This is a genomic window from Halarcobacter sp. (genome assembly GCF_963676935.1).
Taxonomy (GTDB): Bacteria; Campylobacterota; Campylobacteria; order Campylobacterales; family Arcobacteraceae; genus Halarcobacter.
The window spans coordinates 1585909-1603972 of the sequence record NZ_OY781470.1 but is presented as its reverse complement, the minus strand read 5'-3'; the positions used below and the strand labels follow the sequence as shown (position 1 = coordinate 1603972).

Sequence of the window (18064 nt, the reverse complement as noted above, 5' to 3'; positions counted from 1 at the left end):
ATATAACCTTTTCTGTGATGTTTTATATGTTATCTAATTGAGCCTTAGTCTCATCTATATTTCTTAAGGTCATTTCTACTCTATCAATAGCATCATATATTAGTATTGAATCTTTATCATCATTGCATAACTTAGAGGCTTGTTCGTAGTAATATATAGCTTTGTGTAATCTGTTTTTATTTTCATTAATTAAGCCTAAATTGTATAATACTTCATAACTATTTGAATAAAGCTTATTATTTAGTTTTTCTAATTTATATTCAGCACTATCTATATTTTCTTTTTTTATTTCATTTATAATATCCTCAAACTCTTTTTTTATTACATTATTATTACTATTAATAGAATCAATCACATCAATTTTTAAAACTCTATAATGTGGGGCAATATCTTTTATAATATCTTTTGCTATCTCTCTTGCAAGTCTAGGGTTTATCCTTTGAACCTCTTGATTATAGTAGTGTGTATTGTATAAAAAAAGACTACTTAACGGTCTTGAATATCTATAACATTTATCTTCAATTTTAGATTTTGTATATATTTTAGAAAAAACAATTTCATGATTTGTATTTAAAATTTTAACTTGGGTTTTAACTCTAAAATCTTTTCTTTGACAAGGAATTCTTCTATATCTGTACTCCACACAACTTTTTATACCATTTGATACTTCATATCTAGCACATCTTGACGTAAGATCTTCATCATAATAGGTATAAAAATTAAATTTGGATTCTAACACTTCCCCTGAAATAACACCATCTATATCTTCAAAAGAGGGTTTTATTGTAAAAATTTTTTTATTATTCCATGTGGCATTAACAATTTCATCTTCAAGATAGTTTGTTTGATTTATATTATCATTTGTAAATTGTTCGAGAAAAATATTATGAATATTCTCTTTTGCTATATTTGATGTTTGTAAAGTTTTAACTTTTAGTTTAGTTGAGCACCCAATAAAAAGTAAGGGAACGATTAAAAATAGCCATTTTTTCATTTATTATCCTTTTATTATAATATTTTACAATTATTTTGTATAAAAAATGTGATAATAAGTCAATATTAAAACTTTTTTGAGATAATTACTAACTAATGAAATATAAGGATAGTAAATGGATTTTTTTACTGCTGATATCTGTGATGAACATCCAGATAAAGTTTATGTATTAGATGGAAGTTTTAAAAATTATGGTGCAAAAGAAAAAGTGCAAGGTACTGTATTAACTGTAAAGTTAGACAGAAATAATATTGAACTAATAAAGATACTAAGAGATGAAGATGGCACAGGGAAAATAGTTGTTGTTGATGCTGAAGATGAATATTTTGCTGTAGTTGGAGAAAATCTAATGAAATTTGCAGAAAAAAACAATTATGAAGCTATCATAGTTAATGGGTATGTTAGAGATACTGAACAAATAAAAGATATCTCTGTGGCACTATTTGCTAAGGGAACTTGTCCTAGAAAATATATTCCAATGACACAAGGTGAAAGGGGAATTGAACTCTCTTTTGGTGGTGTTAAGTTTTGTGAAGGGGATTATATATATGCAGACAATGATGGAATAATCCTTACAAAAGAGAAAATCATATAATTAAATAGAAAGCTTGTTCGTAATTTTTATATAAATTATTTAAACAAGTTTTTATTGACATTAGTACTAATTAGTACTATAATTCTAAATAAATATTACTAACTAGTATTAAAAGGAATAAGTTATGGATATGAAAGATAGAGCACAAGGGGCAATTGTAGGAGCTTTTATTGGTGATGCACTTGCTTTAGGACCTCATTGGTATTATGATTTAGATGAACAATATAAAGATTATGGTGAATGGATTACAACTTATAAAAATCCTAAAAAGGGTAGATATCATGAGCATGAAAAGGCTGGAAATCAATCCCAAGCTGGATATATTTTAAAACTTATGATTAAATCTATTCTTGATAACAATGGGTATAAACAAGAAGATTTTTGTAAAAAACTTGATGAGGACCTATTTAAAAAACTTGATGGAACTCCAACAAATGGTCCAGGCGGTTATACTTCACAATCAATAAGGGAAGTGTATAGACAAAGGGTAGAACAAAAACTTTCATGGGAGGAAGTTGGAAGTAGGGCTGATACTACAGAAGCTATAGAAAGAACTTTAGCTTTAGCTGTAAAATATGCATTAACTCCACAAAAATTGGCAAAAAGTATATCTTTCAATACATTTTTAACGCAAGTGGATGATGTTGTAGGGTCAATGAGTGTTGCTTATGGAGCTGTATTAGCCCAATTGATACAAGGGGAAAAGTTAGATAAAGATATTTCAAATAAGTTAATGAAACTTGTAAAAAATGGAGACTTACCTTTTCATGCAGTTACATCTGATAATTTACAGCCTCCAAAACCTGGTTCAAAAGATCCTTCAAATGTAGGTTTATTTGCATCACCAGATGCTTTGTTATCTCCCTCATATATGGCACAAGCTGCAAATGACAATGATATAAAAATTGAACCAGCATGGAAAGTATCTTTAGTTTATGGTATGCCTTGTGCTATTTATCATATTCTTCCTGCAAGTTATTATTTAGCAGCAAGATTTAAAGATGATTTTGAAAGTGGTATATTAAATGCTTTAAATGGTGGAGGACAAAATCAGGCAAGATCTATTCTAACAGGAGCATTAATTGGAGCTCAAGTTGGTTTAAAAAATATTCCTAAAAGGTTTATTGATGGATTAAATGAAAAAGATGAAATTTTAGAATTAACTAAAAAACTTTCAGATATTATTGAATAGAATATTATAAAAAATAAACTTGAGGTAACTATGAATTATATTAAAGAGACTATAAACTTAAGTGATGGAACAGTTGAAGAGAAACGAGAAGAGATAAAAAGGTACTTTCTACAAACTTATGAATTAGATGAAAAACTATTTGATTTGTTAGAAAAAAAAGATTTTTTGTATGAACAACCAAATAGACTAAGACACCCTTTGATTTTTTATTATGGACATACTGCTACTTTTTTTATCAACAAATTAAATGTTGCAAACATTATAAATAAAAGAATAAATAAGAGCTATGAATCAATATTTGCAATTGGTGTTGATGAGATGAGCTGGGATGATTTAAATGATGAAAATTATACTTGGCCTAGTTTCCAACAAACAAAAGCATATAGAGATGAAGTAAAAGAGTTGATTTTAAATTTAATTGATACTTTAGAGTTTACAATGCCAATTAATTGGGAGAGTCCTATGTGGATTATTCTTATGGGGATTGAACATGAAAATATTCATATTGAAACTTCATCTGTATTGTTAAGGGAATTAGATATAAAGTATTTAAAACAAGATGAACTTTTTGAATATACTAATGAATATAGTGATACTTATCCACAAAATGAGTTAGTTGATGTAAAAGGTGCAGATGTAGTATTAGAAAAAGATTACAAAGAGCCAGTATATTATGGTTGGGACAATGAGTTCTCTTTTCATAAAGCTACAATAAAAGATTTTAAGGCAAGTAAATATTTAGTTTCAAATGGAGAATTCTTAGAGTTTGTAAAAGAGGGTGGTTATTCAAAACTACACTATTTTACAAAAGATGGATTAAAGTGGTTAGATTTTAGTAAAGCTAAATATCCTACCTTTTGGATTAAAAAGGATGAAAAGTATTTCTTAAGAGAGATTAATAGAATAGTACCCCTTCCTCTAAACTATCCAGTTGATATAAATGTATATGAAGCAGAAGCTTTTTGTAAATATAAAAGTGAAAAATTAGGTTATGAAGTAAGATTACCAAGTGAAGATGAATATTATAGATTAAATGACTATGTAAATGCCCAAGCGTGTGAAGCAAATATTGGGTTAAAATATTTTAATCAAACACCAGTTGATAAATACAAAATGGGTGATTTTTATGATGTAGTTGGAAATGTATGGCAATGGAGTATAACTCCTACATACCCTTTTGATGGTTTTAAAACCCATCCAGCCTATGATGATTTTACAACACCAACTTTTGATGATAGACATGCTCTTATGAAAGGGGGTTCTTTTATAAGCTTAGGAAATGAGATTTTAAGAAGTGCAAGATATGCCTTTAGAAAACATTTTTTCCAACATGCAGGGTTTAGATATGTAAAAAGTGACAATGAATATAGAACTAAACTAAACAACAATGTTTATGAAACAGATGAACAAATATCACAATATTGTGAATTTCATTATGGTGATGAGTATTATGGAGTTAAAAATTTTCCAAAAAATTCTGTTGATGTATTAAAACCATATTTAGAAGGTATTGATACTAAAAAAGCTCTTGATTTAGGTTGTTCAGTAGGTAGAAGTACTTTTGAGTTGGCTAAAACATTTGATGAGGTTTTAGGTATAGATTTTAGTGCTAATTTTATTAATGTAGGTGTAAAACTTAAAAAGTATGATTCATTAACTTATAAATTAGCAACAGAAGGTGAACTATATGATGAAAAAAATGTATCTTTAGAACAATTAAATTTAGAAGAGATTAAAGAAAAAGTTGAATTTATGCAAGGTGATGCTTGTAATCTAAAAGATATATATACTGACTATGATTTGATTTTTTGTTCAAACTTAATTGATAGATTATATTATCCTCAAAAATTCTTAGATGATATACCAAATAGAGTAAATGAAAATGGATTATTAGTTTTACTTAGTCCTTATACTTGGCTTGAAGATTATACCCCAAAACAAAACTGGCTAGGTGGTTTTATTAGGGATAATAAAGAGGTGAAAACCCTAGATACTTTAAAAGAAAATTTAGAAGATAGATTTGAATTTGTTGATACAATCGATGTTCCTTTTGTAATAAAAGAAACAAATAGAAAATTTCAACACTCTATTTCACAAATGAGTATCTGGAAAAGAAAAGCAACTAAATAATATTTATAGTTATATTATAGTAAACTATTCGTATGGATAGTTTACAATTACTTTCAGACAAAAAAGATTTTTTCGTACTTTTTTTAATAATACTATTTATATTGATAACAAATCTTTCTTATGAGTATTTTAAATATTCAAAACTAAAACAAGAAGAGATATATGAAGATAGTTTTAGAATAATAAATATATATGACAAAAAAGATTTTTATGTATTAAAATTAAAAAATGATGATATTACTTTTTTTACATCAATAAACAAAAAACTAAAATTTGAAAAATTAGATTATATAAATATCGCTTTTGTAACTTTACAAATCAATTTTTTAACTTATCTAAAAGGTTTTTATGCAAAGTCAATATATGTGGAGCAAGAAAAAAGAGATGATGATCTAAAAAAGATTTTATATAAAAAAATAGTTTCTCAACATAAACAAATAGAATTAAAACAATTGTTTTCTGCCTTATTCTTAGCAATACCTATTTCAAAAGAGTATAGAGATATTTATACAGGTTTATCAATTAGTCATTTAATAGCTATATCGGGATTTCATTTATCTATTCTTTCTGGAATTATTTATGCTTTAGTTTTTTATCCGTATAAAATTATTCAGGAAAAATATTTTATATATAGAAATAGAAAGATGGATATTATGTTTATAATTATAATTATATTATTTTTTTATCTATTTCTAACTGATATGGTTCCTTCCCTATTAAGAAGTTTTGTTATGTTTGTTTTTGCTATATTCTTTCTTCGTTCAAATATTAAACTACTTTCTTATAATACATTATTAATCACTTGTCTATTTATAATTTCAGTATTTCCACAATATATATTTTCAATATCCTTATGGTTTTCATTAAGTGGAGTATTTTATATATTTTTATATTTACAATATTTTAAAGGTTTACCAACATTAATAAGTATAGTATTTTTTAATTTCTGGATATATTTTGCATTTAATCCAATAGTCCATTTTTTCTTTTTTGATACTTCTTATGAGCAACTTCTTTCCCCTGTTATTACTCTTATTTTTTCTATTTTTTATCCCTTTGAATTGTTTTTACATCTAATAAACTTTGGTAATTTATTAGATACTTATTTGATATATTTATTAAATTTTAGTTTAGATATTAAACAGTATGAAACTTCAAGCTATTTTTTTGTTGTTTATATAGTATTCAGTTTTTTAAGTATTTTTGGTAAAAAATATTTTATAATTTTAAATACATTATTAATGATATTTAGTATCAATATGTTTATTTAATGTTATTTTTATTAAAATAAACTAAAGAATAATAATTAATTAATATAAATAACTAAAATATATGCTATAATAAAAATTATTTTTATAAATTTAATATTATTAATATTAGGAAAAATTATGTCAAATTTACAAGAATGTTCATTTAATAAAGATTATTTATCTGTCTCAACAATTTTATTTGTAGAAAATGATGAAAATGTAAGAATTCAAAACTATGAAATATTTTCTGCACTTTTTAAAAAAGTTATTGTTGCACAAGATATTCAAGATGCAATAAAACTTTACCGTGAAAATAGAACAGTTATTGATATTGTATTAACTGATATGGATTTTCCAAACTATAAGGGTATAGAAATCTTATCAGAAATCAGGAAACTCGATTGGGAGATACCTATTTTGATTACAACTACTTTTTCAGATATGAATCTTTTAGTAAAAGCTATAAAATTTAATTTAACAAATTATATAGTTAAACCAATTCAATTAAATACAACTTTAAAAATCATCTCAGAAGTAATAAAAAGAAAACATCAAAAGAAAGAATTAGCAACTAAAAATAATGAATTAAGACAGTTTATGGCTATTTTGGATTCTTGTAATATTGTATGTGAAATAGATTTAAATTTTAAAATTACATCAGTTAACGATTCTTTCCTAATAAACTCAGGTTTTGAAATAGATGAATTAATAGGCTTAGATTTTAATGACAAATTGATTTCATATAATTGTGAAATACCTCAGGAAAAAATAATAGAGCTATTAAAAAGTGGTAAGACCTGGACAGGACTTTGCAAGAAGATAAATAAAAAAGGTGCACTTTATTATACTCACTCAACAATTCTTCCAATCTTTTTTAATGATGGTAGAATTAAAAAATTTATTGAGTTTTCTACATTGATTTCTAAATATGAAAATGAAATTTTATCTCTTAGAAAACATATATTTTTATTAAAGAGTGAAAATTTAAAAACAAACTCTGAATTAAAAAAGGAGAAAGAGTATTATTCTAAACTTGCAAAAAGTCTCCAAGAACAAGTTGATGAAAATGTAAATAATGCCCAAAAGCTTTTATTTGAACTTTATGAAGTTAAAAAACAGAATAACATCTTAAGAGAAAAACTAAAAACACAAGAAGATAGAGTTGAAGAGATTCAAATAAGTTTACTAAGTGGAAATTAAATATTTACAAACTCTTTTTTATAAGTAATCACTTTATTTAGATATCTTCTTGTTTCTTTATAGGGTAGATTATTTTTGAGAGTATTATAAACTTCTAAAGCAGATTTTTTATTTATAATATTTATTGCACTATTTCTATTTTTTGAAAAGGTTTTTAAAACATTTCCACTACCTGTATTATAAGCACTTATTACACAATACTCTTTTGAAATTTTATTATTGATTCCTTTTAAATATTTTGAATTTAGTATATCAATATAGGCACTACCAAGTTCAATATTGTTTTGTGCATTAAATAGATAAGAGGAAGAGGGTTTATGATTTTTTCCTTTTACATATTTATAAGCATCTTGTCCTGCACTACTTGGTACTATTTGCATAAGACCAAAGGCTCCTGCACTACTAACAGCAAATTGGTTAAAATTACTTTCTGTTTTAATTATTGCATAAACTAGATTTTTACTTAAATTATATCTTCTAGCAAATTTCTCTACAAAAGGTTTAAATTTTTTTACTCTTACTGAGGCATGATCTTTTATCATAGGTATAGTTACATAGGTAACTTTTAGATTTTTATTTCCATCTTTAATATTTTTTTCTTTTAATCTACTTTTAATAAGTATATCAGCATATCTATTTGCTCTCCATTGATATCTTATATCTTTATTTTGGTCGTCTTTCACCTCTCCTAAAAGATAAGGAGTATCTCCGAGTTTTATTTTTTTTGCTCCAAAAAGGTCTGCTGCTCGTGGATCATCAGGTAGAAGTAGGGTTGTTACAATTGCATTTTTTAAACTCTCTTTTGTATCAAGTGTTTCTACAGTTACTAAACCATTATCAAAATCTATCAAGGCTCTACTTTTATAATTTTGAAGATACTTTACATACTCTTTTTGTTTTGGTATTTTTACATTATCTTTTCCCCAACTTTCTGTTATTTTATTAACAAATGAACTTAGAAAACTTAAATCTTTTGATAGTTTATTAGGGTTTTGTGCATAAGAGATAGCTTTTGATTTCGCTAAAGATTTAAGAGCTAGTGAAGGGTCTTTACTAATAGCAGCCCTTGAAATTGAATAAACATCATTTACAGTACATCCAGTAAATAAAAAAAGAGTTGAAAAAATTATTAGTTTAAATTTCATAAAGTTATTTTATCATAAAAACTAAATATCAAGTTTAATATTCTGAAACTTTTTTAACTCCTCATCAATATCTACTCTTTTATAATTGTTTATAGGTGCATATTGATTATTTGATTGTTTGTCTTCTTCAGTTTGAGAAAATATATCTTTAAGTTTGTTTTTAATATCTATATTATCTATGATATTTCCACTAAAATTTTTTGTTTGTTCTTCCATTAGGCTTTGTATTTGAGATAAAAGATTTTCTATTTTTTTTACTGAATCACTATTTTTAGAAGAATTATTTATGGTGTTTTCTACCTCTTTTAATAAATTATCAATTTTTTCTTTGATTGCTGGATTCAATCCTGAATTAACTATCTCACGAATTTTATTTAATAGTTCCTGTATTAACTTTTTTTCAGCCTCTTTATCTTCATTTTTAGAGATTTTATTTTTTGTTTGTATCTCCTCTAAACTTTTTTCAAAATCGTTTTCAGCTTTTGATTCTTTTTTATCTTTATCTGTAGTATAGTTTGCATTTACAAAATTTTGAGTTTGGTTTTCATCTATTAAAACTGACATAATTATCCTTTACTAAAAATATTATCATCAAAATACTTTAAAAAATATAAAAATATATTATATATTATTTTCAAAACTCGAAAAACAATATTTAATCAAAATCTTGCTATTATTGCGCATTACAAAGGTTCAAGGTTTTTATAAATGGAAATGATTTTAAATGAAAATGATATAGTAGTTGGTGCAAAATTTGATAATGGAACTATTCAAGATTATGTTGATGAAGCAAAAACTTATGGTTTGATTAGAGTTGAAGATACTACTGCTAATTGGTTTTTATATAATGATATGGATTCACCTGAAGAGATGAAAGCTTTTTATAAAAAAGTTAAAAATGAAGAACATTTTATAAAAAATGATTTTGGAGAAGAGATTGTACTTTTCAATAAAAAAGGTACAATATCATTTGAAGACTTAACAAAAAAAATTGATTCATACTTAGATGATGAAGTAATGTCTAGTATATACTAAAGGATAAGTTATAAATAATAAATTTGCTGAATTAAATTTAAACCCATCTATTTTAAAAGCAATAGAGTTACAAGATTATGATAACCCAACTAAGGTTCAAAAAAAAGTAATTCCTATTGTTAATAAAGGGATTGATGTAATTGCTGCTTCTAAATCAGGTACAGGAAAAACAGCTTCATATGTACTTCCAATGTTAAATAAAATAAACTCTAATTTAAATTTTAATAATAGAGTTTTAAGGGGACTAATATTAGTCCCAACAAGAGAGTTAGTAGAACAAGTTTCAAAATCTTTATCTGATTATGGAAAGTTTTTAAAAGTGAAACATACAAAAGTTATGGGTGGTGCAAGTAGAACAAAGCAAACTCAAGTTATATCAACTGGTGTGGATATTGTAGTTGCAACAGCAGGTAGACTTTTAGATTTAGTTAGAGAAGAGATTCTTGATTTAAGTTCTGTTAATTTTATTGTTTTAGATGAAGCAGATACTATGCTTGAAATGGGATTTTTAGAAGAGATTGAAGAGATATTTGCAATGTGTTCACCAAGAAGACAAATTGTTATGTGTTCTGCAACAATTTCACAAAATATTAATAAACTTGCAAAAGAGTTTTTAAAAGAACCTGTTACTGTTCAAGTACATGATAGAAGAGATAAAGTTAATCTAATAAAACACCGTGCATTTAAAATTGATAAAAAGAAAAAGAAAGAATTAGTTACAAAACTTATTAAAGATTCTACTTATGAGCAAATATTACTTTTTGTAAATAAAAAAGATGCAGCTGATGCTGCAATTGAACATTTTAGTTCACATGGAGTAAAAGCAGCAGCTATACATGGGGATATTGAATATAAACAAAGAGTTCAATCAATAAAAGACTTTAAAAATAAAAAAGTACAAGTTTTAATTGCTACTGATATTGCAGGAAGAGGTTTAGATATAGAAAAACTTCCTTTAGTTATAAATTACAACTTACCTGAATATACAGATGATTTTACACATAGAGTAGGGAGAACAGGAAGAGCTGGAAATAAAGGTGAAGTGATCTCAATCCTTACAACTGAGGATTATAATCATTTTACAAAAATAGAAAGAAATTTAAGATTAAATGTTAAAAGAGAAGTTCATGAAGAGTTTCCTTTAAAAGATAGACAACCAAGACAAAAAGTTCAAACTAAAAAGAAATTAAGTGAGAAAAAGGGTAGAAAAGCCCCTGTAAAAAAAGAACCTGTAAAATCTAAGAAAACTACAAAAAGAGATTCTAATAGAAGTTTTAGAAGATAGGTCTTAACCTATCTTCTAACCAATAACTCCAAGTTTATTTAAAAATAGTAAAACAATTGCAACTGGAACAATAAATCTTACTAAAATCAACCAGATATTAAATACTGTTAGGGGAACATATTTTGTAAATATTTGTTTTAATTTATTTGTATCAGTAAAGAAACCTAAGAAAATACAAGTTATAAAACCAGATATTGGCATAGCTATAGAAGAAGTCAAATAATCTAACCAATCAAATAAACTTTTATCAAAAAATGTTAATAAAGTACCATAATCTTTGCTCATTGATAATAAAGCAAAAATACCTAGAATATAAAAAAATGAACCAGCAATTACAGTTGCTTTTTTTCTTGTTATTTTATATTTTTCCATTAAATACATTAGTGGTGGTTCCAATAATGATACAGCTGAAGTGATTCCAGCAAATAATAAAGCTACAAAAAAAGCTAAGGCAACAATTTGTCCAAATATTCCCCATCCACCAAATATTAGAGGTAATGATATAAATACAAGACCTGGTCCTGCTGTACTTTCTGCACCTGCTGCAAATAGGAAAGAAAATATGATTACTCCAGCAACTAATGCAACAGCAGTATCAACTATAGCAACCATAATAGATGATTTTATAAAGTTTCCATCTTTTGCCATAGAAGCAGAGTAGGTAATAATAATAGCCATACCAAGAGACAATGTAAAAAATGCTTGTCCAACAGCTGCTAATATTGCATTTTCATTTATTTTAGACCAATCTGGCAAAAACATAAACTCTAAAGCTTGTGAAAAAGAATCCAGTGTAAAAGAGTATGCTAATAAACCAAAAAGGATAATTGCAAGTAGAGGCATTAGAATTAAGTTTAATTTCTCAATACCATTTTTTACACCTTTTAAGATAATAAAAACTACAGTTGCTGTTACAATAGTATGAAATAAAATTTGTAAACCTATCTTTTCTGTAATTAATGTTGTAAATACAGTTTGGGCTTCTTTTAAAGTAGTTGGAAGTCCTGTAAAAGATATAATAATATAGTTTAAAATCCAACCTATAATAAAAGCATAAAAAGATAATATTACAATTCCAGAAAATATTTGAAATCCTGCCCATCTCCAGTTTTTGTTTTTTGATTTTGAAACAATCTGATAAGCAGCAGCTGCATTTGCTCTTGATTCTCTACCTATATATGATTCAGCAATAAAAATTGTAAGTCCAATAAAAGCAATTGCTAATAAATATATAAGAACAAAAGCTCCACCACCATTTTCTCCAGTTACATAAGGAAATTTCCATATATTACCAAGTCCAACAGCAGACCCAGCTGCTGCTAAGATAAATCCAATTCTTGAAAATCCTACTTTCATTTATATGGCTCCCAATTTATTTAATAATAAAATTGTAATAGCAATAGGAACAACAAATCTAATTAAAAAGTACCAAGAATTAAATACATTTTTTGAAGTATGTGCTAAGAACTTCTCTTCTAATAGTTTTTTATCAACAAAGTATCCTAAAAATACACAAGTTAAAATTGCTGCAAGTGGCATCATAACTGAAGAAGTCATAAAATCCATTATATCAAAGGCATTTTTTCCAAAAAACGTAAGTTCTGAACTATAACTTTTTGACATAGAAAGTAAAGCAACAATACCTAAAATATAAAATATTGAGCCACAAATTATAGTAGCTTTTGTTCTTGTTATTTTAAATCTTTCAATAAAAAATCTAAGTGAAGGCTCAATCATTGAAACAGCAGAAGTGATTCCTGCAAAAATTAAAGCAATAAAAAATGATACAGCAATTATATGACCTAAAACTCCCCAACCTGAGAAGATAACAGGAAGAGAAATAAATACTAACCCAGGACCTGCTGCACTTTGTGCTCCTGCTTCAAAAAGAAAAGAAAAGATGATTAATCCAGCTACAATAGCTATTAATGTATCTACTGCTGCAACATAAAAAGAAGACTTTACAAAATTGGTTTCTTTTGGTAAAGATGCAGAATAAGTTAAAATTGTACCAACTCCAAGTGATAGAGTAAAAAAGGCTTGTCCCAATGCTGCTAATAAAGCATTTCCATCTATTTTACTAAAATCGGGTCTAAACATAAAAGATACTGCTTGTGAAAAAGAATCAAGAGTCAAAGCATAAATTAAAAGTCCTATTAAAATTAATCCTAATAAGGGCATTAATATTAAATTGATTTTTTCAATTCCCTCTTTTATCCCTTTTAAAACAATAAAAATAACAGAAGCTGCAATTAAAGTATGATAAGTTAAAAGTAAACCAATATCATTTGAAATAAGACTTTCAAATTTTGCACCTGCTACTTCAGGTTTTGTAGGTAAACTACTAAATGAAGAGATCACATAATCTAAAATCCAACCAAGAACCACAGAATAAAAAGAAAGTATAATTAATCCTGTTGCCACCATAAACCCCGCAATTTTCCAATTAGGGTTTTTTGATTTAGCTATGTTTACAAATGATGTAGATACATCTGCTTGCCCATTTTGCCCAATTACAGCTTCTGCTAAAAAAACTGTAAGTCCTATAAATAAAATGGCGATAAGGTAAACTAAAACAAAAGCACCTCCACCATATTCTCCTGTAATATAAGGAAATTTCCAAATATTACCCAGTCCAACAGCTGAACCAGCTGCTGCTAAGATAAATCCAATCCGTGAAAATTTATTCAATGCCAAACCTTTTTATAAATTTATGGAATTATAGTGGAATTTAAATGAAACTTTTATGTAACTAGGTTTGATTATCCTAAAACTTTGTCAAGAGTATATTTTAAATCTTCATCTAAATCTAAATTTGTTCTCATCCAGTTTAAATATCCTGTATCTTCTTGGGCAACTTCAGCTATATCTCTACCTTTGTATTTACCAAATCTAAAGGTTTTTATAAGTACTGGAGTTTTTGTTAAGTCAACTAATTTTTCCATTGGGTTATAGTCAGGATAAATCTCTCTACATTTTCCAACTAATTTTGATAAAAAAAGTTTCATAACTAATACATCACCAATTGCATCGTGAGCTTTAATAGTTATGTTATATTTAGCAGCTTCTTGTTCCTCTTTTTTGTATAATTCTAAGGCATATCTTAAGTATTGTAATCTATGGTATGGCATTTCAGGAAATAAATGTTTTGCACATCTTAAAGTATCAATAGTTTGATAAGAGTTAATAAACCCTTCCTTTTCAATCATTCCCATATCAAAGTTAATATTATGTGCTATTAGATAATTCTCATTTGAGTTCAACTCTTCTAATCTTTTGTAAAAAGTTGTTTCTGTTGCTTTTGGTTTTCCTTCAAGTAGATTAGGAGTTATATTATGTACTTCCATTGCTTCAAGTTTTATTTCAACATCAGTAGAACATAATTCATCGTGTGCTTCAACTTTTCCTTGTTGATCAACAATCATAGCACCAAATTGAATCACTCTATCTTCTTCTTGGTTTCCTGTTGTTTCTGTATCAAATAATACGTAATATGGCATATGTTCTCCTTTTTATATAATTAACATTCCATCACCATACGAATAAAATCTATATTTGTTTTTAATAGCTTCTTCATAAACTTCTAATGTCTTTTCAAGACCTATAAATGATGCTATTAGCATAATTAAAGTAGATTTTGGTAGATGAAAATTTGTTAGTAGATGATCTACTTTTATTGGTTTATTTAGTGGATTTAAAAAAAGGTCACACTCACCTTGTATTTTATTTGTTCTAGCATAATACTCAGTTGTTCTAGTAACAGTTGTACCAATTGCTAAAACTTTTTTTGATTCATCTAAAGCTTTTTTTGCCTTTGCATCTATTTCAAAGTATTCACTATGCATAGGATGAGAAAGTATATCTTCCACATCTACAGGTTTAAACGTACCTGCTCCAACATGTAAAGTTAAATAGTTTACTGGAAATTTTTTATTTATATTTTCCAATAATTCTTCTGTAAAATGTAGTGATGCAGTAGGTGCTGCAACTGCACCATATTTTTTAGCAAATAGTGTTTGATAGTCTTGATTATCTTTCTCTTCATCTTCTCTATTCATATAAGGTGGAAGAGGAAGGTGTCCTATTTTATTTAAAATATCAACTAAAGATAAAAAATCAAGTTTTTTATCCCCTTTAAAAAAGTTTACAACTCTACTTCCATCTTCGTTTACTTCTAAAACTTCTGCACTTAAGTCTTCATCAAAAAATAGTTTATTTCCAACTTTTACTTTTCCTCTTATCATCACTAGAAATCTGTCCATAAATAAAGGTTTATTAAATAGAAGTTCTACTTTGCCACCTGATTCTTTATTTCCAAAAATTCTTGCTTTTATAACTTTTGTATCGTTTAAAAAAATAGATGTTTCTTCAGGGATAAATTGCATTAAATCTTTAAAAGTAGTGTGAATGATTTTATCTTCATTTCTATTGAAAACTAGAAGTTTTGCACTATCAGCTGGATAAACAGGATGAGTAGCTATGAGTTCTTTTGGTAAAGTATAATCATAGCTAGAAGTTTTTAGTGGATCAAGCTCCATTTTACTCTTCATCATCTTCATCAATCACTGTTGCAGGATTAAATATTTTTGCAATATATATTGAAACAATATATAGTAGAATAAGTGGTCCAGCCATTAAAAATTGCGTTAAAACATCAGGTGGAGTTAAAAGTGCTGCAAATATGAAAATTAATACAACTGCATATTTGAAGAAATCTTTTAACATTCTGTCATCAACTAGTCCAATTTTAGCTAAGAAAAATGTTATTACTGGAAGTTCAAATGCAACTCCAAAACCAAATAAAAGCTTTGTGAAAAATCCAACATATTTACCAATACTTGGTAATACAGTTACAACAGCAGAACCAAAGTTAATTAAAAACTCAAAACCAAATGGCACAACTACCCAATAAGCAAATGCCGCTCCACTTAAAAACATAAGTGTTGCAAAAAATACAAAAGGGATAACTAGTTTTTTCTCATGGTCATAAAGTCCTGGAGCTAAAAATAGCCACATTTGCCAGAATATAACTGGTAATGAAAGAATAAAACCACCAAAAAAAGCAACTTTTAATGCTGTGAAAAATGTTTCTTGTATCTCAACTGCAACCATTTGTGAGTTTGGAGGAAGTACTGCTTCTACAGGAACCATCATCCACGTTAATATAGGTTCATAAAAAGTAAAACAAGCAAAAAATGCAATAAATAAACAAATAGCAGAATTAATAAGTCTTTTTCTAAGGTCTGCTATATGTGGTTTTAAATCTTCAAACATTATTTAACTTCCTCTTTATTATCATAATCTTCAAGTTTAACTTTAAATTTGTCAGCTTCATTTTCCACTTCAATAGCCTCTTCTTTATTTTTTTTCTTAGGCTCTTTTAATGAAACTTTTTCTTTATTATCTTCTTTTTCTTTTGATTTTTTAGGCTTCTCATCATCTTCATTGATAATATCATTTAGCCCTAAATTTAAATTTTCTTTTACATTTAATGTAGATTTTGCATCTTCAATTTGTGCTTTATATCTAGCAGCTTCTTCTTTCATCTCAGATATGTTTAATTCATTATCTAAAGTAGATTTTGCATCTTCAACACCTGATTTAAATTTTTTCAAAAACTTTGCAATCTCTACCATTGCTGTAGGTAGTTTTTCAGGTCCTAATGCAATAATAGCAATTATTGCAATTAGAAGTATTTCCATAAACCCCATTCCAAACATATACTTCTCCAAATTGGTTTTAAAAGTAGAGATTTTACCTAATTTTTGTTAAAATCTTTCCATTAATTTAAAAGGACTATGATGAAACTTATTGTTTTACTGATAATTGGAGTTATACTTTATTTTATTGCAAGAGGGTATAAAACTGAAAAATTTGAGAATATTAAATTAGATATAAAAGAGAGATTTAATGGTGATTTAATGAACCATGAAGCAGGTCTTCTTGTTGCACTTATGGCAAAAGTTGCTAAAGCAGATGGGCAAGTTAGTGAACTTGAAGCGGAGATGTTAAAGCACACTTTTACAGACATTTCTAGACATTTTGAAAACTCTGAAGAAGTGAGAGAAAAACTAAAAGATATCTATAAAACAGAAAAAGAAAGCTTTGATAATACTATTAATATATGTGAGAAATTATATAAAATAACAAGACATGACTACCAAAAACGTGTTAAAATATTAGAATATCTTTTAAATCTTGCATTTATTGATAAAGAGTTTTCACAAACTGAATTTATGATAACTGAAGATATATCAAATGCTTTACAGATAAAAAAAGTAGATTTTGAAAACCTAGTAAATAGATTTGAAAATTTCTATAGAAATCAAAAAGAGAATGAAACAATATCTTTAGAAAAAGCATATGAAGTTTTAGAAGCTAATAAAGATGATGATGATAATACTTTGAAGAAAAAATATAGAACTTTGGTTAAAAAACATCACCCTGATATTGTTGCTGGACAGGGGGCTTCAGAAGATATTATCAATCAAGCTACTAAAAAGCTTCAAGAGATAAATGAGGCTTATGAACTTATCAAAAAAAGTAGAGGCATATAATTGATAGAAAATTTTAAACATGATTATGAAGTTTGCAATTGTAAAAAAGTAACTTTAGGTGAACTTATAACTTCTATCAATACAAATAAAATCAAGACTTTAGGTCAAATACAAGATTTTACAACAGCTGGTACAGATTGTAGGCATTGTATTTTTCCTGAAACAGATTTTGGAAAAATAAAAAAAGAGATATATTTAAAAGATATCTTAAAAGAGGTAATAGATGGCTAAGAGTTTTCCTCATTCTTTTGAAGTTTGCAAATGTAGAGGTGTAACATTGGGAGAGATAATCTTTTCAATAAAAGAGAATGGTGCTGATTCAATTGAAAAAATTGGAGAGTTAACAGATGCTGGCACATGTTGTAAATGTTGTCAAAGTTCAGATAAAGACATTGGTGTAGAAAAAATGGAACTTTATTTAGAACAAATAGTAAATAAGTTTGTAAAGTAAATGGAAAAAAAAGAGATTATAGAAGATATAAAAAGTTTGATTTCAACCACTGGTGAAGATTCAATTGAGATTAATCCAAATTATTTAGAGTATTTTCAGTTAGATGAGTTAATTTCAATAAAAGAGCAACTTTTGTTACAAAAAAGCAAAATAAAAGAAACTACTTCGTTATTTTTAGATGAAATTTATGAAAAAACAAAGGAAGATTAAATTATAATAAGATGGTTTAG

At 26.7% G+C, this 18064-nt stretch carries 20 protein-coding genes; 11 read left to right on the top strand and 9 right to left on the bottom strand.

Annotated features, from left to right (window positions below):
- Nucleotides 1-22: 22 nt before the first annotated feature.
- Nucleotides 23-994, bottom strand: a complete 972-nt coding sequence (locus ACKU4C_RS07815; protein WP_321311142.1) for a hypothetical protein — start codon at nt 992-994, stop codon at nt 23-25.
- A gap of 115 nt (nt 995-1109) precedes the next feature.
- Between ACKU4C_RS07815 and rraA the strand changes: the two genes are divergently transcribed.
- From rraA to ACKU4C_RS07790, 5 genes are all read left to right on the top strand, one after another.
- Nucleotides 1110-1589: a ribonuclease E activity regulator RraA gene (gene rraA / locus ACKU4C_RS07810; protein ID WP_321311141.1), complete on the top strand. Its 480-nt coding sequence runs from the start codon at nt 1110-1112 to the stop codon at nt 1587-1589.
- Nucleotides 1590-1713: 124 nt separating this feature from the next.
- Nucleotides 1714-2781: an ADP-ribosylglycohydrolase family protein gene (locus ACKU4C_RS07805; protein WP_321311139.1), complete on the top strand. Its 1068-nt coding sequence runs from the start codon at nt 1714-1716 to the stop codon at nt 2779-2781.
- A 30-nt stretch (nt 2782-2811) separates the two neighbouring features.
- On the top strand, nt 2812-4911 hold the full coding sequence (gene ovoA / locus ACKU4C_RS07800; RefSeq protein WP_321311137.1) for a 5-histidylcysteine sulfoxide synthase: 2100 nt from the start codon (nt 2812-2814) through the stop codon (nt 4909-4911).
- 32 nt (nt 4912-4943) lie between these two features.
- A complete protein-coding gene (locus tag ACKU4C_RS07795; RefSeq protein WP_321311135.1) occupies nt 4944-6182 on the top strand; it encodes a ComEC/Rec2 family competence protein in 1239 nt (412 codons plus the stop codon).
- 117 nt (nt 6183-6299) lie between these two features.
- A complete protein-coding gene (locus ACKU4C_RS07790) occupies nt 6300-7361 on the top strand; it encodes a response regulator (RefSeq protein WP_321311133.1) in 1062 nt (353 codons plus the stop codon).
- Here ACKU4C_RS07790 and ACKU4C_RS07785 read toward each other — a convergent pair.
- A complete protein-coding gene (locus ACKU4C_RS07785) occupies nt 7358-8506 on the bottom strand; it encodes a murein transglycosylase domain-containing protein (protein ID WP_321311130.1) in 1149 nt (382 codons plus the stop codon). The two genes, ACKU4C_RS07790 and ACKU4C_RS07785, sit on opposite strands and share 4 nt — an antisense overlap.
- Nucleotides 8507-8527: 21 nt before the next feature.
- Complete coding sequence (locus tag ACKU4C_RS07780; protein WP_321311128.1) at nt 8528-9070, bottom strand: hypothetical protein; 543 nt, start codon at nt 9068-9070, stop codon at nt 8528-8530.
- Between the two features lie 144 nt (nt 9071-9214).
- Between ACKU4C_RS07780 and ACKU4C_RS07775 the strand changes: the two genes are divergently transcribed.
- Both ACKU4C_RS07775 and ACKU4C_RS07770 read left to right on the top strand, forming a co-directional pair.
- Nucleotides 9215-9541 (top strand): hypothetical protein, encoded by a 327-nt coding sequence (locus ACKU4C_RS07775; protein WP_321311126.1) that lies wholly within the window; start codon nt 9215-9217, stop codon nt 9539-9541.
- Nucleotides 9542-9551: 10 nt separating this feature from the next.
- On the top strand, nt 9552-10826 hold the full coding sequence (locus tag ACKU4C_RS07770) for a DEAD/DEAH box helicase (protein WP_321315854.1): 1275 nt from the start codon (nt 9552-9554) through the stop codon (nt 10824-10826).
- A 15-nt stretch (nt 10827-10841) separates the two neighbouring features.
- On the opposite strand, the gene ACKU4C_RS07765 is transcribed toward ACKU4C_RS07770, so the two are convergent.
- The 6 genes from ACKU4C_RS07765 to tatB form a co-directional block, all read right to left on the bottom strand.
- Nucleotides 10842-12182: a sodium-dependent transporter gene (locus ACKU4C_RS07765; protein WP_321311124.1), complete on the bottom strand. Its 1341-nt coding sequence runs from the start codon at nt 12180-12182 to the stop codon at nt 10842-10844.
- Nucleotides 12183-13517, bottom strand: coding sequence for a sodium-dependent transporter (locus ACKU4C_RS07760; protein WP_321311122.1), 1335 nt, complete (start codon nt 13515-13517; stop codon nt 12183-12185). It abuts the gene before it with no gap.
- A 71-nt stretch (nt 13518-13588) separates the two neighbouring features.
- Complete coding sequence (locus ACKU4C_RS07755) at nt 13589-14326, bottom strand: 3'-5' exonuclease (protein WP_321311119.1); 738 nt, start codon at nt 14324-14326, stop codon at nt 13589-13591.
- Nucleotides 14327-14338: 12 nt separating this feature from the next.
- Entirely contained in the window at nt 14339-15376 is a 1038-nt protein-coding gene (gene queA / locus ACKU4C_RS07750) for a tRNA preQ1(34) S-adenosylmethionine ribosyltransferase-isomerase QueA (protein ID WP_407933733.1), read from the bottom strand.
- Nucleotides 15366-16100, bottom strand: a complete 735-nt coding sequence (tatC, locus tag ACKU4C_RS07745; protein ID WP_321311116.1) for a twin-arginine translocase subunit TatC — start codon at nt 16098-16100, stop codon at nt 15366-15368. The genes queA and tatC overlap by 11 nt, the downstream gene beginning before the upstream one ends.
- The gene (gene tatB / locus ACKU4C_RS07740; RefSeq protein WP_321311115.1) at nt 16100-16546 is read right to left on the bottom strand and encodes a Sec-independent protein translocase protein TatB; all 447 of its coding nucleotides are present in this window, start codon (nt 16544-16546) and stop codon (nt 16100-16102) included. The genes tatC and tatB overlap by 1 nt, the downstream gene beginning before the upstream one ends.
- 81 nt (nt 16547-16627) lie before the next feature.
- Between tatB and ACKU4C_RS07735 the strand changes: the two genes are divergently transcribed.
- The 4 genes from ACKU4C_RS07735 to ACKU4C_RS07720 are packed head-to-tail and all read left to right on the top strand — an operon-like array spanning nt 16628 to nt 18044.
- The gene (locus ACKU4C_RS07735; RefSeq protein ID WP_321311113.1) at nt 16628-17383 is read left to right on the top strand and encodes a TerB family tellurite resistance protein; all 756 of its coding nucleotides are present in this window, start codon (nt 16628-16630) and stop codon (nt 17381-17383) included.
- Nucleotides 17384-17614 (top strand): (2Fe-2S)-binding protein, encoded by a 231-nt coding sequence (locus tag ACKU4C_RS07730; RefSeq protein WP_321311111.1) that lies wholly within the window; start codon nt 17384-17386, stop codon nt 17612-17614. It abuts the gene before it with no gap.
- Nucleotides 17607-17834 (top strand): (2Fe-2S)-binding protein, encoded by a 228-nt coding sequence (locus ACKU4C_RS07725; RefSeq protein WP_321311109.1) that lies wholly within the window; start codon nt 17607-17609, stop codon nt 17832-17834. The genes ACKU4C_RS07730 and ACKU4C_RS07725 overlap by 8 nt, the downstream gene beginning before the upstream one ends.
- Nucleotides 17835-18044, top strand: coding sequence for a hypothetical protein (locus tag ACKU4C_RS07720; protein ID WP_321311107.1), 210 nt, complete (start codon nt 17835-17837; stop codon nt 18042-18044). It begins immediately after the preceding gene.
- Nucleotides 18045-18064 lie beyond the last annotated feature (20 nt).

Coding starts and splice junctions, on each gene's coding strand:
- tatB (WP_321311115.1), bottom strand. CDS start 16,546: ATGTTTGGAATGGGGTTTATGGAAATACTTCTAATTGCAATAATTGCT.
- ACKU4C_RS07815 (WP_321311142.1), bottom strand. CDS start 994: ATGAAAAAATGGCTATTTTTAATCGTTCCCTTACTTTTTATTGGGTGC.
- ovoA (WP_321311137.1), top strand. CDS start 2,812: ATGAATTATATTAAAGAGACTATAAACTTAAGTGATGGAACAGTTGAA.
- ACKU4C_RS07755 (WP_321311119.1), bottom strand. CDS start 14,326: ATGCCATATTACGTATTATTTGATACAGAAACAACAGGAAACCAAGAA.
- ACKU4C_RS07725 (WP_321311109.1), top strand. CDS start 17,607: ATGGCTAAGAGTTTTCCTCATTCTTTTGAAGTTTGCAAATGTAGAGGT.
- ACKU4C_RS07795 (WP_321311135.1), top strand. CDS start 4,944: ATGGATAGTTTACAATTACTTTCAGACAAAAAAGATTTTTTCGTACTT.
- ACKU4C_RS07805 (WP_321311139.1), top strand. CDS start 1,714: ATGGATATGAAAGATAGAGCACAAGGGGCAATTGTAGGAGCTTTTATT.
- ACKU4C_RS07720 (WP_321311107.1), top strand. CDS start 17,835: ATGGAAAAAAAAGAGATTATAGAAGATATAAAAAGTTTGATTTCAACC.
- ACKU4C_RS07735 (WP_321311113.1), top strand. CDS start 16,628: ATGAAACTTATTGTTTTACTGATAATTGGAGTTATACTTTATTTTATT.
- ACKU4C_RS07790 (WP_321311133.1), top strand. CDS start 6,300: ATGTCAAATTTACAAGAATGTTCATTTAATAAAGATTATTTATCTGTC.
- ACKU4C_RS07785 (WP_321311130.1), bottom strand. CDS start 8,506: ATGAAATTTAAACTAATAATTTTTTCAACTCTTTTTTTATTTACTGGA.
- ACKU4C_RS07765 (WP_321311124.1), bottom strand. CDS start 12,182: ATGAAAGTAGGATTTTCAAGAATTGGATTTATCTTAGCAGCAGCTGGG.
- ACKU4C_RS07780 (WP_321311128.1), bottom strand. CDS start 9,070: ATGTCAGTTTTAATAGATGAAAACCAAACTCAAAATTTTGTAAATGCA.
- queA (WP_407933733.1), bottom strand. CDS start 15,376: ATGAAGAGTAAAATGGAGCTTGATCCACTAAAAACTTCTAGCTATGAT.
- rraA (WP_321311141.1), top strand. CDS start 1,110: ATGGATTTTTTTACTGCTGATATCTGTGATGAACATCCAGATAAAGTT.
- ACKU4C_RS07775 (WP_321311126.1), top strand. CDS start 9,215: ATGGAAATGATTTTAAATGAAAATGATATAGTAGTTGGTGCAAAATTT.
- tatC (WP_321311116.1), bottom strand. CDS start 16,100: ATGTTTGAAGATTTAAAACCACATATAGCAGACCTTAGAAAAAGACTT.